General features: G+C 61.3%; 18 protein-coding genes and 1 pseudogene. 4 read left to right on the forward strand and 15 right to left on the reverse strand.

The features are described 5' to 3' along the window. Positions 1 to 12 precede the first annotated feature (12 nt). The 7 genes from NKH23_RS17050 to NKH23_RS17080 form a co-directional block, all read right to left on the reverse strand. Entirely contained in the window at positions 13 to 726 is a 714-nt protein-coding gene (locus NKH23_RS17050; protein ID WP_352717996.1) for a hypothetical protein, read from the reverse strand. A gap of 26 nt (positions 727 to 752) precedes the next feature. Then, the gene (locus tag NKH23_RS17055; RefSeq protein ID WP_352912864.1) at positions 753 to 2,063 is read right to left on the reverse strand and encodes a TRAP transporter large permease; all 1,311 of its coding nucleotides are present in this window, start codon (positions 2,061 to 2,063) and stop codon (positions 753 to 755) included. Between the two features lie 3 nt (positions 2,064 to 2,066). After that, positions 2,067 to 2,579 carry a TRAP transporter small permease gene (locus tag NKH23_RS17060; protein WP_352912865.1) on the reverse strand — a complete coding sequence of 171 codons (513 nt, stop codon included), beginning with the start codon at positions 2,577 to 2,579 and terminating at the stop codon, positions 2,067 to 2,069. Between the two features lie 78 nt (positions 2,580 to 2,657). Further along, positions 2,658 to 3,635, reverse strand: a complete 978-nt coding sequence (gene dctP, locus NKH23_RS17065; RefSeq protein ID WP_352912866.1) for a TRAP transporter substrate-binding protein DctP — start codon at positions 3,633 to 3,635, stop codon at positions 2,658 to 2,660. Between the two features lie 89 nt (positions 3,636 to 3,724). Continuing rightward, a complete protein-coding gene (locus tag NKH23_RS17070; protein ID WP_352717761.1) occupies positions 3,725 to 4,270 on the reverse strand; it encodes a flavin reductase family protein in 546 nt (181 codons plus the stop codon). Next, positions 4,270 to 5,364 carry an LLM class flavin-dependent oxidoreductase gene (locus tag NKH23_RS17075; protein WP_352717994.1) on the reverse strand — a complete coding sequence of 365 codons (1,095 nt, stop codon included), beginning with the start codon at positions 5,362 to 5,364 and terminating at the stop codon, positions 4,270 to 4,272. Before NKH23_RS17075 ends, NKH23_RS17070 begins: the two co-directional genes overlap by 1 nt. Then, positions 5,364 to 6,080 (reverse strand): GntR family transcriptional regulator, encoded by a 717-nt coding sequence (locus NKH23_RS17080; protein WP_352717759.1) that lies wholly within the window; start codon positions 6,078 to 6,080, stop codon positions 5,364 to 5,366. Before NKH23_RS17080 ends, NKH23_RS17075 begins: the two co-directional genes overlap by 1 nt. A gap of 439 nt (positions 6,081 to 6,519) precedes the next feature. On the opposite strand from NKH23_RS17080, the gene NKH23_RS17085 reads away from it, so the two are divergent. Beyond that, positions 6,520 to 6,795 (forward strand): hypothetical protein, encoded by a 276-nt coding sequence (locus tag NKH23_RS17085; protein WP_352717757.1) that lies wholly within the window; start codon positions 6,520 to 6,522, stop codon positions 6,793 to 6,795. Between the two features lie 43 nt (positions 6,796 to 6,838). Here NKH23_RS17085 and NKH23_RS17090 read toward each other — a convergent pair whose 3' ends face one another. From NKH23_RS17090 to NKH23_RS17110, 5 genes are all read right to left on the reverse strand, one after another. Next, the gene (locus NKH23_RS17090; protein WP_352717755.1) at positions 6,839 to 7,057 is read right to left on the reverse strand and encodes a hypothetical protein; all 219 of its coding nucleotides are present in this window, start codon (positions 7,055 to 7,057) and stop codon (positions 6,839 to 6,841) included. A 3-nt stretch (positions 7,058 to 7,060) separates the two neighbouring features. Beyond that, positions 7,061 to 7,240: a hypothetical protein gene (locus tag NKH23_RS17095; protein WP_292657139.1), complete on the reverse strand. Its 180-nt coding sequence runs from the start codon at positions 7,238 to 7,240 to the stop codon at positions 7,061 to 7,063. 137 nt (positions 7,241 to 7,377) lie between these two features. Further along, positions 7,378 to 7,536 (reverse strand): hypothetical protein, encoded by a 159-nt coding sequence (locus NKH23_RS17100; RefSeq protein WP_352717753.1) that lies wholly within the window; start codon positions 7,534 to 7,536, stop codon positions 7,378 to 7,380. 149 nt (positions 7,537 to 7,685) lie between these two features. Continuing rightward, complete coding sequence (locus NKH23_RS17105) at positions 7,686 to 8,123, reverse strand: GFA family protein (protein WP_352912867.1); 438 nt, start codon at positions 8,121 to 8,123, stop codon at positions 7,686 to 7,688. Between the two features lie 27 nt (positions 8,124 to 8,150). Continuing rightward, positions 8,151 to 8,369 (reverse strand): hypothetical protein, encoded by a 219-nt coding sequence (locus tag NKH23_RS17110; protein WP_254818791.1) that lies wholly within the window; start codon positions 8,367 to 8,369, stop codon positions 8,151 to 8,153. A 145-nt stretch (positions 8,370 to 8,514) separates the two neighbouring features. Between NKH23_RS17110 and NKH23_RS17115 the strand changes: the two are divergent. Beyond that, a pseudogene (locus NKH23_RS17115) lies at positions 8,515 to 10,814 on the forward strand (FdhF/YdeP family oxidoreductase). Positions 10,815 to 10,882: 68 nt separating this feature from the next. On the opposite strand, the gene NKH23_RS17120 reads toward NKH23_RS17115, so the two are convergent. After that, positions 10,883 to 11,242: a response regulator gene (locus NKH23_RS17120; protein WP_352717747.1), complete on the reverse strand. Its 360-nt coding sequence runs from the start codon at positions 11,240 to 11,242 to the stop codon at positions 10,883 to 10,885. Continuing rightward, entirely contained in the window at positions 11,239 to 14,343 is a 3,105-nt protein-coding gene (locus NKH23_RS17125) for a CheR family methyltransferase (RefSeq protein WP_352717745.1), read from the reverse strand. The genes NKH23_RS17120 and NKH23_RS17125 overlap by 4 nt, the downstream gene beginning before the upstream one ends. Before the next feature lie 148 nt (positions 14,344 to 14,491). Here NKH23_RS17125 and NKH23_RS17130 point away from each other — a divergent pair, with 148 nt between their 5' ends. After that, entirely contained in the window at positions 14,492 to 14,689 is a 198-nt protein-coding gene (locus NKH23_RS17130; RefSeq protein WP_352467976.1) for a hypothetical protein, read from the forward strand. 1 nt (position 14,690) lies between these two features. Continuing rightward, positions 14,691 to 15,287 (forward strand): response regulator, encoded by a 597-nt coding sequence (locus NKH23_RS17135; RefSeq protein WP_352717743.1) that lies wholly within the window; start codon positions 14,691 to 14,693, stop codon positions 15,285 to 15,287. A gap of 24 nt (positions 15,288 to 15,311) precedes the next feature. On the opposite strand, the gene NKH23_RS17140 is transcribed toward NKH23_RS17135, so the two are convergent. Next, a complete protein-coding gene (locus NKH23_RS17140; RefSeq protein WP_352912868.1) occupies positions 15,312 to 15,581 on the reverse strand; it encodes a hypothetical protein in 270 nt (89 codons plus the stop codon). Positions 15,582 to 15,740: the final 159 nt, after the last annotated feature.

The following is a 15,740-nucleotide window of genomic DNA, read 5'->3' on the forward strand; positions in this document are numbered from 1 at the left end:
AACCTGTTTGCGCTATGTGGCCCTTGACGAAGGATGCACGGCTTCCGTCGACATCGGGAAATGCCGGCTGCCGCCTGAAAACGGCGGGAAGGTCTTGTAGTCGGCGCGCATCTCCAGCCGCGCCGGCGACTGCAGCGCGTGCGTCAATGCCGCGGGACTGTCGAACATGACGCGATTGCGCTGCATATGGTCGATCCGCGGCCAGGGCAGCGAACCGCACCAATCCAGTCGCGACAGAACCTCGATGTGGCGAATGCCGGGGAAGCCCCGCATCAATTGCGGATGATGCGTCACATAGTGGTGGAGCCAGACATTCATGTCTTCGGCCGGCCCGGGATAGTGGACAAGATAGCTGCAGGGCAGCCCGGATGTCTTGACGCCAGCGTCATCGACGGGAAACGGGCGCACGCACATTGCCTGTTGCGTCGGCCTCGAAGCGGCGATGCTCGACAGCATCTCCGGCGCGGCAAGCGCCTGCAGATGGCCGGACGGCGCCAGCGCCGCCTCCAGGTCCGCCAATTCGTCGAAATAGAGCTGGAAGCCAAAGACCGGCGGTGGACCATCGTCGTTGAACATGTCTGTCGCCACTTCGGGCAGATAGATGTTTGCAAGCGCAAGGCCCGGCGTTGACGCGATCACACGCCGCACAGCGTCAACGTCTTCACGGGCGATGGCCAAATTTGCCTCGCGGTCATCATGGAAGAAAGCAAGATAGGCAAAGCGCATGTGGACACCTGCTGGATCGAGTTCGACTAGATCAAATTCGGAAGAAAGAGGGCGATCTGCGGAAAGAGGACAATCAGCAGGATCAGCAGAAGCGTCAGCGCGATGTAAGGCGCCGCAGCCATGGCAACCGTTTTGAGCGACGTCCCTTTCGGCGCGACACCGATCATGATGAACAGCAGCAGACCAAAAGGCGGCGTGGTGAAGCCGACCTCGTAGGCGAGCAGCAGGATCAGCCCGAACCATACCGGCTCGTAGCCGAATTGCTGGGCGATCGGCAGGAAGATCGGCAGCGTGATCAGCATCATCGAGACCTGATCCATGAACATGCCGAGCAGCAGGATGACGAGCACCATCATGAGCAGCATGGGATACGGTCCAAGATCGTAGCCCACGATGAACTGGATAAAGCCGTTGGAGGCGCCGGAGAAGGCGAATATCTGCGAGAACGTCGTCGAAGCCGAGATGATCAGGAAGGTCATGCCCGTGACCTTCATCGCATCGTCCAGCGACTTCCAGACCACCGACCAGCTGAACCGTCGGTAGACAAACAACAAGGCGAAGACGGCGGCACAGCCGAGCCCTGCCGACTCGGTCGGGGTCGCTATTCCAAGGATGATCGTGCCGACCACCATGAACACGATGACGCTCATCGGAATGATGTTGACGGCGACCGCCCTCACCTTCTCGGCCGCGGGGACGGCGGGCACCGGATAGTGGGGAGCGGCGTCTGGGTCGATCTTCGTCTGTGCGAAGATCAGCGCCGCGTACATGACGACGAGGAGCAGCCCGGGCAGAGCCCCCGCTATGAGCAGCGCGCCGACGTCGATCTGGGCCAGCGAGCCGAGCAAGACAGCCAACGAGGATGGCGGGATGATGACGGCAAGGCTTCCGGCGCCAAGCACGGGGCCGTAGGCCATGTGCGGCTTGTAACCTCGCTTCAGCATCTCGGGCACCATCAGCGAGCCCATCATGCCGGTATTGGCGAGGCTGGAACCTGACAGCGCGGAAAAGATCGTGCCGGCGGCGAGAACGACATAAGCAAGGCGTCCGCGCAGATTGCCGATGCACAGGTCGAGCGCGTAGATGACTTTCTCGCCGAGGCCGGAGCGGAAGAACAGGCTGCCCATGACGAGAAACATCGGCAGCGGGGCAAGCGCATAGGTCGAGACAGCGTCGGAGAAGTTGGCGACCATCTGCGTCACGCCGATCGAACCGCCAAAGAAGAGAAACAGCCCGATCACATTGGTGACGAAGAACGCGAAAGCGACCGGCAGCCCAAGCCCCATCAACACCAGGATGGTGCCAACAAGCACGGCGAATGGAAACAGCCAGGCCACTGGTCAGAGCCCTTCCATTTCCAGCGGATCGAGCGTGTACAGCGTGTCACGGCCGAGCAAATATCTGAGCCATTCCAGCGCGGAGAGATAGAAGGCGAGCATGATGGGCAGAAAGATCAGCCATTTCGGCATATCGAAACTGCGCGTTTCATATTCGCCGCCCGCAACGGCATCTGTCAGGGAAGACAGAGCGACGCTGCCGAGGTAGAGGCTGACCGCAATGCAGGCGAGATAGACCAGCTTTTCAAGCACCGCCCGTGCCCGCACGGGCAGCGCCTTGCGCAGGAACTCGACGAAGACATGGCCCTTGCTGTGGACCAGCCAGGGCATCGGCAGAAATGCCGCGTAAAGCAGGCCGTATTCCGTCGCCGATACTGCCCAGGCAAGCGGCCTCAGGCCCAGATTGCGGACGCATACATCAGCAACCACCGCGACGATGATGAGGCCAAGCACCACTTTTGCGCCCGCCGCCAGCGCAAGGCTCAGCTTCCCAATCGCTGCAAACAATCTGTCCATTCCCGACGACCCTCATGTCCACCTTTGCCCCCTCGGCCCAGCTTTGATGGAGGGCGCACAAGGCACCCTCGGCTCGGGCTACTGGAAGAATTTCTTCAACTGATCGATGTTGGTGGGATCGCGTTTGGCCATTCTCGCCCAGCTCGCCTGCGTGGCAGCCGCCAGGAATTTGTCGCGGCCGGCGCCGGTCAAGCTGATCACCTTCTGCCCGCCGTCGATCATCGCCTGTGCCTGCTTTTCGGACTCGGCAAGGTTGGCGTCATAGCTCGCGCGCTCGTATTCGACGGCCGTGTCGGCAAGCAGCTTCTGCGCCTCGGGCGACAGCGTGTCCCATTTCGCCTTGTTGATCGAGATCAGCACGTCGGTTTTGAAGAATTGCGGATCGACACGGTATTTGGTGAATTTGTCCCAGCCGAAGGACGCATAGCCAAATACCGTGTAGGCGTTGGCATTGACGACGCCGCGCTCGAGCGAGGTATAAACGTCCCCCGGCGCTTGCACGATCACCGTTGCGCCCAGGGATTCGAGGAAATCGCGATAGAGCGGCGACGAGCGTATCTTCAGGCCGCCCCAGTCAATGCTGCCTTCGCTGTTGAGCTTGGGTTCGTCGATGGTGAAGACGTTGAAGCCCGAGCCCGCGTCGACATGCGCCAGCAGATGGGCATTGGCCTTCTTCTCGAAAATCCCGCTGATGAAGTTCCAGCCGCCATTCTCGCGAACCTCCCACGGCGTCTTCGTCGATGCGGAGAAAACCTCGCCTTCGGGCACGAGCTCGAGGAACTGCCCTGCCGGTGTGTCGATCACATCGATCAGGCCGCTCCTGAGCGCCGCGCCCTGCTGGATCGGCGGAATGACCTCCGGCCCGCCACGGACGTTGATCTGGACCACGCCCTTGCCCTTTTCGTTCACCTTCTGAACGAACTTCAGGAAGCTCTGGGCGTAGCCGTTCTGCGTCGGCGTAAAATGCACGGCGTTGAGGACGACCTCTTCGGCCGTGGCGATACCCGCTACACCCGACATGAGTGCCGCCAGAACAAGGGATTTCCAAATGCGCATTGCCGTACTCCCTCTGATAGATTCACTTCGCCGGGGCCCATCATCGGGCCGATCTGAAATTGCACGCTGCGCCGCCACACGAACGGCGGTTAGTTGACATCATCTCCTACTGTCAGGAACCGCCCATGCGCGTAGAAGACCGGCGATCGGTCAGCGCGATCCAGCGCAACGCCTGAGACGATGCCGATGACGATCATGTGCGACGCCCGCACAATGATTTCGGCCACCCGGCATTCGAACATCGCCCGCGCGCCGACAAGCAAGGGCGCGCCGGTTTCGCCGCGCACCCATGATCCGGCTGAGAAGCGCGCGGCGCCCTTGGCTTTGGTCATGCCGCCAAAGGCACGCACAACGTTCTCCTGGTCGCCGGCGGGAAGATTGACCGAAAAAGGCAAACCTTCGCGAATGGCCGAGGCAAAGGTGCTGCTGCGGTTGACGCACGCCAACAGCGATGGCGGCTCGGCACTGAATGAGCAGACGGCCGTCGCCGTGATGCCGCAAAAGCCGATCTCGTCATGCTCCGACGCTAGAATGGCGACCGAGCCTGCCACCGCCCGCATCGCCTGCTTGAAGGCGCGCGGATTGATGGCGTCGTGCCCATCCACCCATGCCGTCGAAATGGCGGCCGCCGGCATCAATTTACCCGAAGCCCGGCCTGGCGCATCAGCGGCAACACGCGGTCACAGAAGAAGGGCAATTCGTAGGTGTAGTTGACGAATGTGAGGGCGGCGCCGGAATAACCCTGTTCCATGATCTTGGTGAGATCGTCGACGATCTTTTCCGGCGTGCCGATCAGCGGGAACGTTCCAGCACCGCCGGCGAACCTTTGCCGATATTCGGTGAAGGCCTTCGCGTCATGCGAGTTCGCGAATTCCTTCTTCTTGCGCATATGCTCGTCGACCGCACCCTCGTCCGCGCATTCCAGCGCGTAGTGCCGGTAATAATCCTCGGCTTCCTGCTGGGTCTCCCGGCAGACGACGTGGCAGACCGTGTAGACGCCGACTTCGCGTCCCACTTCAGCCGCCCGGTTGGTGATGTCGACCACATGCGCGCGGCCATCCGCAATTTCGGAAAAAGTCGAAAACAGGTAGTCGCAGTGGCGCGCCGCATAGTTGCGCCCCGGCGCGCCGAAGGCGGCGTTCATGGTCACCGGGCGCGGCACCTGCAGGCTTGGCGGGCGGCTGACGACCCCCTTCAGATCATAGAACTCGCCGCCGAAGTCGAACGGCTCCCTGGATTGGTAGGCACGCTCAATGATGTTGATCCATTCCTCGGCCTGATCGTAGGTCCGGTCGCCGACCGTCTGCCCGAACATGGCGAACTCGTCCGGGTTCCAGCCGCAGACAATGTTCAAGCCGGCACGCCCGTTGGAGATGTGGTCGACCGTCGCCAGGGCTTTTGCGGCCTGCAGCGGATGAACCAGCGGCACATGCACCGTCATGAACAGACCGATGTTCTCCGTGGCGACGGCGAGACCCGCCGCCCAGGTGAAAGTCTCGAACGACCATTCCCGCACATGCGTCAAACCGCCGAAGCCCCGCCAACGGGCGATCGGCAGCAGAAACTCGAGGCCGGCGCGATCGGCGATACAGGCGGAATTGAGGTTGTCTTCCCAGCGAGCGCGCCAGCGCTCGGGGACGGTGGTCATTGCCAGGCCGCCATCGGCGTTCATGGAAAAGACGCCGAGCTTGAACCTGTTCGGCCCTTTCAGCGGGTGCTGCTTCCTGATCATGATTTCCCCCGCCGCGACATGCTCTCACCTTCACCGCTGGAATGTTGAAGCGGTGGGCTCAGCTTCATGAAACGCTCCTCGGCGTTCTGAATGAAGTGGGTCATGCAGTCGTAAGCGGCGACGGCGTCGCGCTTGACGAATGCCTCGTAGATGGCGCGCATGCCGGCCACGACGACGGCCTGTGTCGGCTGGTGCGACAGCGTCCTTAAGCGGACGACGAGCACGTGGTCGGCGAAGCGGGCAATCGTTTGTGAAAGGCGCTCGTTCTCGACGGCACCGAGCCAACAATTCCTGAATGCCGAATTGGCCTGGAAAAAGCGGTCGGCATCGCCGGCGGCGGCCGCAGCCTCCGCCTCCCGAAGCGCGGCTGCAAGCGTCTTGAGGCTGGCGGCGTCGAGTGTCCGCGCAGCGTGCGCGGCGGCCCGCGGCTCGAGCAAGCGGCGGACCTCGAAGATGTCGGCGACATCCGTTGCGGTAAGTGTGGGCAGCGTGAAGCCGCGTGTGGTGCCGACGAGATAGCCCTCATGCACCAACTGCATCAAGGCGTCGCGGACAGGCATTCTGGAAATACCGAGCTGGGCGGCAATGTCGACATCGACGAGCTTCTGGCCAGGCGCCAATTCGCCATGCTGTATCGTCAGCCGGATTTGTTGATAGACCTGGGCACGCAGATTGCCATCGCCAACCCGTTTGAATTCTATCGTTTCCGTCATCCACGCCTTCCCATGCGAAGATTTCGTATATGGTTTGAGGCTGGTGTTCTCGCAGTCATCCGTTGAATGCAGCCCCATATCGATAGAATTCGACCTGCAGGCCCTGTTCCAATGCGAAGTGGAGCACAGGCTGGATCGCCTGGCAAGATGTTTTAAGTTTATAATGTATACTGTTTAGAGCTCGCTGTCCGGAGGGTGCGGAGCGCGCCATGCGTGCTGCCGCGCCGGGCGACGGCGGGGACAGCTAACGATCCGCTCGCTTCGGAAAAAACGTACAGACGTTTTTCCGTGACACATCCAAGCTGGCGGATTTAACTAAAATTACTTGCGATCTGCGCGCGCCGGCACGCCCACCCCCGATCCCCTCGCCGGTGCGCATTACTGGATCGCCCGCCGTATCGAAAGGTGCGGCGGGCTTTTCGTTGGCGAGGAGGCGCTTATGCGAGACTTGCCCAGGAATATCGACGCTGACCTCGTGATAGAGATCAGCAAGCTGCTCGACGACCGGGCGAAGTCGGTGCCGGTGCCAGTCCATAAACTTGCAGCGATGATCCGGCGGAGCGTCGAGACCCGTCTGACCGATCAATCCATCGAGGAGCTGATCGTGGAAATGGCCGCGACGCGGGGGCTTCCGATGCTGTTCGACTTGCCGGTGGTCCCGGTAGCAAAGGTCGACAACGTCGTGTCGATTGTCTCGGCGCGACGTCCCCGCTGACATTTCGCTCGAGCTCTACCGATCTCCGCGTCCCCATCCGATTTCACTTGTCCTGATGCGCGGGCCGAGTGTCGCCTTTCTTTTCGGGGTCGTGGGTATGGTGGCTGTCGCGTTCGCCACCGCCGCCGGAGACCTTGCTGTGGCTGCGACGGTCGGAGTCGGCCGGCGGCTTTTCGACGCTCAGCGCCTTCTTGGCGTTTTCGTGCGCGGCGCCAGGACCGCCCTGGCGGATGCTGGCAGGAGTTTTTTTCGACGTGGACATGGCCTAGCGATCTTGGACGTTGCCTTGATGAGTGGTGTTGACCTTCGTATTGCCTTGCTGGCCCTGCTTGTCGGGATCCGGAACGGCAGATTGCGGTGCCTGGTCGGCCGCTACCGATTTTTTGTCACCGGCGCCCTTTGGGCTCAGATTCTTCGGCGGCACAGGGGGAGGTTTTGTGCTCATGGCGTGTCTCCTTCCGCCACCCAAAACAAACGGCTCGGGAGAAAGGTTCCCGAGGGTCCGATACGAAGGGCGGTTGCCGCAACGAGCCAGGTCCACAGGCCGTGGCATGACCGGCGGGAGGCCGGCACAATCCAGGACTATTTTTTGATGATGTTTCCGTTGTTCAGATCGAAGGCCTGGGCGCCGAAAGCCTGCCTGAAGAAGTCCTCCTGCAGATCGCCCCATTCGCCGAGATAGCCGCCGCAATTGCTGCAATAGATCGGCGTCGAATCCTTCGGGTTGTCGGGAATCTCCATCAGGATCGTCCCGCACGCCTTGCAATCGAGCTTGTCATCCAAACGGCGGCCCATTGGCACATGATCGCGCGTTTTCAGCCGCGCGCCAATCGTCGTTTTCGTACGCAGCCCCGAATGGCACGTTTTCCAACCAGCGAGGGGATCGAAAGCTAGCGTTCCGCCGGATTTCCGAAGGCCGGATCTCGCTGCCTCGAATACGTCCCCACCCGCGGCAGCTCATCTGGAAAGTCGACCCAGGGCAGCCTCATGTCCCAATATGCGTGGGCCTGTGGCGGAAAGCGTTCGGGGTGATCGAGAAAGCCGATCGCCAGATAGAGTTCGTCGGGCAGGCCCTGGTCGATATAGCCGATCGATGTTCCGCAATCCGCGCAGAAGGACCGGAGCACGCCGGGGGTTTTCGAAAAGGTCTTCGGTGTGCCGGTGAGCAATGTGAATTCAGAAGGCCGATAACCGACCCACACCATTAGCGGGCTCCCTATCGCCTTGCGACAGTCGTCATCGTGATCGGAGCAAACCCAGAACGGCTCGCCGCGCATTTGCGCCGTTATGGCGCCGCAAAAACAGGAACCCGTTTCAGTTCGTGGCATTGGCTAACTTCATTGCTGGACTCGCCTTCACTGCTGGCCTGGCATTTCGGTATTTTCCTTAGGGTTCTTCTTGATGCCGGCGGCAGGCGAGGTGTCGGCCGGAGCATTGCCACCCTGGTTCTGCTCAGGGGCTCTTTTGAGCGGCGAGGTTTGCCAGCCCATATCGCCGTACAAAAAACCTATGAGGAAGCCGACGATGATGATGGCCGAAATCACCATCGCAATTAACGCGTTACGTCGCTCCATTTCGCACGGCTCCTTTCTTTTAGCCGAACAAACGATGGCGGAAATGGTTCCGGGTAGACGGACGGCGTGACGGGACGGAGCCGGCCGGGAACATTCAGCCTCACGGCGGGTTCGTATGAGTGCTCTTCTACAGGGAGTGGCTCGCATGAAACCCGCCGTAACCGATCGCATCGAAACCAAGAAATACGACCACCCGACAGGCGGCTGGGGATCGCTCAAATCCCTGGTCCGCAAGGCGCGAGGCGAAGGCCTGCTATTGTCCGGGATATGGAGCACGCTGCTCAAGCAGAACAAGGCCGACGGCTATATGTGCATGTCTTGCTCATGGGCAAAGCCAGCCCAGCCGAGGCCTTTCGAATTCTGTGAAAACGGCGCCAAGGCGACGATGTGGGACCAAACCAAGCTGCGCTGCGAACCCGCATTCTTCACCGAGTACTCGGTGGCGGAACTGCTCGATTGGCCGGACCACGATCTGGAGAAGCAGGGCAGGCTTACGGAGCCGATGCGCTACAATGCCGCCGTTGACCGTTACGAGCCGGTCTCCTGGGACGACGCGTTCCGCGACATAGCTGCCGAACTGCGGCGGCTCGATCCCAAATCGGTGGTGTTCTACACGTCTGGCCGGGCCTCGCTCGAGGCCTCCTTCATGTACCAGCTTTTTGCGCGGATCTATGGATCTTCGAACCTGCCCGATTCGTCCAACATGTGTCATGAATCGACCTCGGTCGGCTTGCCGGAATCGATCGGTTCGCCGGTCGGGACCGTGCAGCTCGAAGACTTTGCGAAATGCGACATGATGTTCTTCTTCGGGCACAATACCGGGGTGACGGCGCCGCGCCTGCTGCATCCGCTGCAAGAGGCACGTCAACGCAACGTGCCCGTCTTCACTTTCAATCCCTTGCCCGAGCGGGGACTGAAGCGCTTCAAGAATCCGCAAAACCCCCTCGACATGCTGTCGCCCGGACCGGGCACCAAAATGTCCAGCGACTTCTTCCAGGTTCGTTCGGGCGGCGACATCGCCGCGATGACGGGTATCGCCAAGGCGTTGCTGGCCCTCGACGATGCCGCCCGCGAGAGCGGCAGGACGCGTGTCCTCGATACGGCTTTCATCGCCGAACACACGCATGGCTTCGCCGAGTTCGAAGCCTTCCTGCGCAACACCCAGTGGAGCGATATCGTCGCGCGATCCGGCATTGCGCAGGCCGATCTGGAGCATGTCGCCGAGGTCTACAGCCATTCCAACGCGGTGATCGGCAATTACGGCATGGGCCTGACCCAGCATCGGCACGGCACCGAGAACGTCCAGATGCTGTGCAACCTTTTGATGATGCGCGGCAATATCGGAAAACCCGGCGCCGGCATTTCGCCGTTGCGCGGCCATTCCAATGTCCAGGGGCAGCGCACCGTCGGCATATCGGAAAAACCCGAGCTCGTCCCGCTCGACAAGTTCGCCGAATTCTACGCCTTTGAACCGCCGCGCGAGAAAGGTCTCGATACGGTCGAGACCTGCGAAGGCGTCATCGACGGATCGGTCAGGGGCTTCGTTGGGCTCGGCGGCAATTTCGTGCGGGCCGTTCCGGAAACCGGCCTGGTCGAGAAAGCCTGGCGGGGCTCGACCTGCATGTCGAGATCGCGACCAAGCTCAACCGCAGCCACCTGATCACCAGCCGGACAACCTATCTGTTGCCTTGCCTGTCACGGCTGGAAAGAGATCATCAGGCGAGCGGCGACCAAAGGGTGTCGGTAGAGGATTCCACCGCCTGTATCCACGGCTCATTCGGGTCGCGACCTCCGGCTTCGCCACATCTGCTTTCGGAGCCCAGGATCGTTGCCGAGCTTGCCAAGGCGACATTGCCGGGCAGGAGTTCGATCCCATGGGACGAGTGGGTTGGGGATTATTCCCGCATCCGCGACGAAATCGAGCGCTGCTACCCCCAACATTTCCGCGACTTCAACGAGCGTTTCCTGACGCCCGGCGGCTTCCATCGCGACATCAAGGCGAGCAAGCGGGTGTGGGAGACGCCGAACAAGAAGGCCAATTTCAAGCTGCCAAGTGGCCTTGAAACCGACCCTGACATCGATGTCGCCGGCCGCGATGTGCTGACACTGATCACGGTGCGCTCCAACGACCAGTTCAACACGACCGTCTACGGCTACAACGACCGGCTGCGCGGCATCAGCGGCACACGCATGGTGCTGTTGATGAATGAAAAGGATATCCAGCGCCTCGGTTTGAGCGCGGGACAGGAAGTCGATCTCGAAGCCAATGCGCAGGATGGTGTGGAGCGCCGCGTGCGCGGGCTGCGCATCACGCCTTTCTCGGTGCCGGAAGGAAATTGCGCCGGTTATTATCCCGAGCTCAACCCGCTGATTCCTTTGTGGCACAGAGCCGAGAAGGCCCATGTTCCGGCCGCCAAATCGGTACCGGTGCGGATTGTTGCATAGGCGTTCGTTATTCGCGGCGGGCACGCACCACGCCGATGTGACCTGGCGCGACTTTCAAAATCGTGACCTCAGCAGGCTCGCGCGAGTTCATCCACGGCATTCAGGATCGCACTCTGGCTCGCCGGCTTCTGCACGATCCTGCAAGTGCGGAACCCGGCCGGAATTTCGCGTTCGCCATACCCAGAGAGGAAGGCGAACGGAACACCGCAGGTCCGTAACGCTTCCGCGATCGGATAGCTGGTCTCGTCGTTCAACTGGATATCCAGTAACGCCGCGTCGATGCCGCCTTCGCCAACGAGCCGGAGTGCTGCCGTCACCGACGAAACAGGCCCGACCACCTGATGGCCGGCTTTGCGCAGGTAAGCCGCCGCGTCGTCGGCGATCAGCCATTCGTCCTCGACGATCAGCACGCGCATCTGTCCGGTCACGACGAGCCCTCGCGGGTCAGAGGGAATGCGATTTCCGCCTCCAAACCATTTGAGTGGAAAGTTGTTTCAACCTTTCCGCCCAGCCGGTAGCCGATTTCGCCACGTAGAAGGGTAAGGCCGAAGCCGCTGTCGGTTGGCTCCTTGATGCGGGGGCCGCCCTTCTCGCGCCAAGTGAGCCTGAAGGTTCCGTCTGCGACCGACCATTTTACGACTATCCGCCCGGCAGGTTTCGACAGTGCGCCATATTTAGCGGCATTCGTCGCCAGTTCATGGATTGCCATGCCGAAGGAAAGCCCTTGTACCGGCTTGAGGCTCACCCGTTTGCCATGGAGTTCGAACCGTTCGGCCCCGAAGGGATCGAGTTCCTGGCGCAGCAGTTCCTCGACGGAAGCTTCGGTCCAGCTTTCTCGCGAGAGCAGACTGTAGGCTCGTGACATCGCCTGCAGCCGGCCGATCAAGGCGTCGGCGAACTCGTCTTTCGACGCCGAGTTTTCACGTGTCCGGTTGGTGATGCTGGCGACGACCGCCAGCATGTTCTTGACGCGATGGTTCAGCTCCGAGATGAGCACCTGCTGACGCTCTTCCGCCTGCGCCAGTGTCGTCACGTCGATCAGGGTCACGACCACGCCCTGGATGCTGCCGCCTTTGTCCCGGTAAGGGTTGATGCGAACCAGGTAGAACCGGCCCTTGTCGTCGCGCGTGAGATGATGGTTCAGGGTCTCTCCCGTCTCGAACACCGCCTGGATGTGCCGCTTCAGCTCGGGGTAGTCGAGCCGGCTCGAAAGATCGGTCAGCGGTCGGCCGACATCGGATGGACGCAAGTTGAAGAACGACGACGCGGCGGGAGTGAAGGTCCGCACCACAAGGTTGCGGTCGAGGAAGATGGTGGCGATTTCCGTGCTTTCGAACAGGTTTCTGAGATCGCTGTTGGCGCGATCGAGTTCCTCTATCTTGCCAGTCAGCTCCGCGTTGATGGTGTTGAGCTCTTCATTGAGCGACTGCATCTCCTCCTTCGAGGCCTCAAGCTCCTCATTGGTCGACTGCGCCTCTTCATTGACGGAGACGAGTTCCTCGTTCGAAGACTTTACTTCCTCCAGCGCGGTTTCGTATTCCTCGATGGTCGACTGCAGCCGCTCGCGTGTGTCGCGCAACTCCCGTTCGAGATCGGCCGCATCGTCGGTGCCGCGGCTTTCGCGTGCCCGCTCGGAGCGTAGCTGGGCCTGTCCCACCGGATTGAACAGGACGAGGTAGAGGGGCTCGCCATTGCCGCGCTCCGTGTACGGTTCGACCGTCAGTGTAATGAACTGAAGCTGTCCGTCGTCTTCGTCGACAGCTATGTTCTCCCGCACGACCGTGCGGCGCGTCGTGGCTGCTTCCCGCAACGCGGCGCGCAGCTCAAGTCTCAGCCCGCGGCGGGCCAGGGTCAGCAGCTGCCGGCTCGGGGCGCCTTGCGGCGCTTCCAGATATTTGCCCGTCCGTGCCGAATAGTAGACGATGTCGCCATCGCCATTGACCAGCACGTGAGGCGGGGCGAACCGCTCCAGCACCTGAGCCTCGATCGCCTGGCGGAGCGAATGACTGGCGGCATCGTTCTTCGAGCCGCCGCGTCCGACCGGACGGACATCCGCGCGGCCATTGCCGATAAGGACCGGCGGCCGCGGCGTGGCATGTTCCCGCGCCTGGAATATCCGGTGCTTCTTGTCGACCGTGGCAAACAGGTCGCCGTGCTGACCGACGCTTTCCGACGTGCCGAGGAACAGATAACCGCCCGGCCTCAGCGCGTAATGGAAGATCGGAATGGCCCGGTTCTGGATGTGCGGGCCGAAATAGATCAGCAGGTTGCGGCACGAAATCATGTCGATGCGCGAGAAGGGAGGATCGCGGATAACGCTGTGCGGCGAAAAAATGCAGAGTTCGCGCACCTCTTGGCCCAGCACATAGCTCTCGCCGTCGCTGTGAAAAAAGCGTTGCCTGCGCTGTGCCGATAGCCCGTGCAGCAGCGCTTCGGGATAACGCGCCGCACGCGCCACGGCGAGCGCCGGCTCGTCGATGTCGGTCGCGAATATCTGGACGCGCGGCGCCGCGGAAAGCTTCTCCATGCGCTCGCGCATCAGCATGCCGATCGAGAATACCTCCTCGCCAGTGGCGCAGCCGGGCACCCAGACGCGCACCGCATCGGAGGCGCTCTTGCCTTCGAAAATCTGCGGTATGATCTTGTCCTCCAGCAATTTGAACGCTTCGGCGTCGCGAAAAAAGCTGGTGACATTAATGAGCAGGTCGCGAAACAGCTTCGCCACCTCGTCGGGATCCCTCTTCAGCCGCTCTATGTAGGTGGTGATCGACTGCAGCTGCGTGATCTGCATGCGCCGCTTTACGCGACGCAGGAACGTCTTGGGCTTGTAGCCGGAAAAGTCGTGCCCGGAATGGCTGCGCAAAATGGCGTAGATTTCATCGCGGGCCCGATCCATCTCGGCCTTGTGCTCGTCGTCCGCTTCGGCCAGTCCGCTCAGCACCTCGAAGCCGCGGGCAAACGCCTGAAGCTTTGCCCCGATCTGCTCGGCGGGCGCCGCTATGTCGATCAGGCCGCTCGAAATCGCACTCTGCGGCATGTCCGGATTGCGCGGGGCGGAACCATTGGACGCCTGGGCAATCGTCAGCCCGCCATGCTCCTTGATTGCCCTGGCGCCGAGCGTGCCGTCCGAATCGCCACCCGACAAGATAATGCCGACGGCATACTCGCCCTGGTCCTCGGCCAATGCGCTGAAGAAGATGTCGATCGGCTTGCGCTCGCGGTTGAGCGTGTTCGGCCGGCGCAGCGAAAGCGCGCCCTTGCGGATGGTGAGGACGACGTTTTGCGGCATCACATAGACCTGGTCCGGTTGGACCGCCACGCCCTCCTCGGCCACGACGACCGGCATTTCGGTGTAACGTCCGATGACCTCGTGCAGCAGACTTTCCCGCTCCGGGCTGAGATGCGTGACGACGACGAACGCCATGCCGGTGCCGCCGGTCAGTCCTTTGAACAAGGCCTCCATCGCGGGAATGCCGCCGGCCGATGCGCCGACGCCGACAACGGGAAATCTTCCATTCTGGAATGCCACGCCACGCCTCTGGTAACAGCCGCGAACACGAGACCGTCAAATCGGGCCTTAGGTTAAGACCGGGCCGAGCCTCAGGCCAGCGAATAGTCTACCAACGGAACAAAGCACCGCCGGTGGGCATTAACATTTGACTTTGGAGGCGGTTCCAATGGCAAAACGACCACCTGAAATAAAGCGGGCTAAGCAAATCCTGTTGCCCTCGCCGGATCTGACCAAGTTCCCCGTATCTGAAAACATTCCGCCTCGCCTGCTCGCGCTCGCGGAACGATTGCAAGAGCTCCTGGCCAGCCACTTTGAACAAGTCTGCGCCGACGGCCGTAAAACCCGCAGGAAGAAGGAACAATGAGGTGCGCGACCTGCAAGGCTTGCATATCCTGATCGTCGAGGACGAATGGATGCTGGCGGGCGATCTTGCACGTTATTTCAGCAAGATGGGCGCCGTCGTGCTTGGCCCAGTGGCGACGATCGAACAGGCATCGAAACATACGGATGAGGCGGAAGCCGCGATCCTGGACGTCAATCTCAACGGCCGACGAGTGTTCCCGATCGCCGACGAGTTGATGCGCCGTGGCGTGCCGTTCGTGTTTTTCAGCGGCGACGAAGACATCGTTATTCCTGAGCGCCTCCGGTATGCCAGCAGCCTCCGAAAATCCTCGGACGGCCAGGCTGTTTTCGATGCTCTTTTCCCAGCCGAGACGACGGCATCGAAGGGAGGCCGAGCGTCCGAGCCCTCAGACGACGTATTTTCGCTGCTGCCTAAGCTCCGGCTCGCGGCACGTCTGCTGCTGGGAGACATGGATGCTTCCGACCGGCTGGTCGAGCGAACGCTCGAGCAGGCCATCGGCGAAATCGACAAGAGACGATCCGGCTCCTCCACCGAGGACTGGCTCAACGGCATCATGCGAAACATCGTCAGGGCACGCGGGCCAAGCCTGCTGCACTGACCGCAGCCGCTGTTTGTCGCGACTCTACTTCCGGCTGCGTTCGACGAATTTGTTGAAGCGGCTGGTTTTTCCGCCGCTGGTCTCATCCTGGTAGAGGAAGGCCAGTTCGTTCTCATCGAATATCCTGAAGAACTCGTCCCACTCGACGGGCTCGAACGTCTCTTCAGGCTCGCCGAAATCGATGCGCAGTATGCCGCCCTCGCCCTTGGTGCGCACCACCGCTGGCCGCCCCTCGCGGTCCTCGGCCCAACGGCGGATTTCGTCGTGATCGGTGGTCGTCTTCGATTCAGACATCGCAATCTCCCTTCGATTCCACCGCGAGATCCCCCGCGTTGCACAACCAGCAAATGCATCGCTGCCCGGCATGTGCGCGCGGTTGGTCGAACATGGCTCCTAACACCAAGCAGCCTTCGATGTTCCCACGCCTGGTTGAAACCTACCCCGGCGAGCCTC

It is taken from the genome of Mesorhizobium sp. M1328 (genome assembly GCF_040318075.1).
GTDB lineage: Bacteria > Pseudomonadota > Alphaproteobacteria > Rhizobiales > Rhizobiaceae > Mesorhizobium.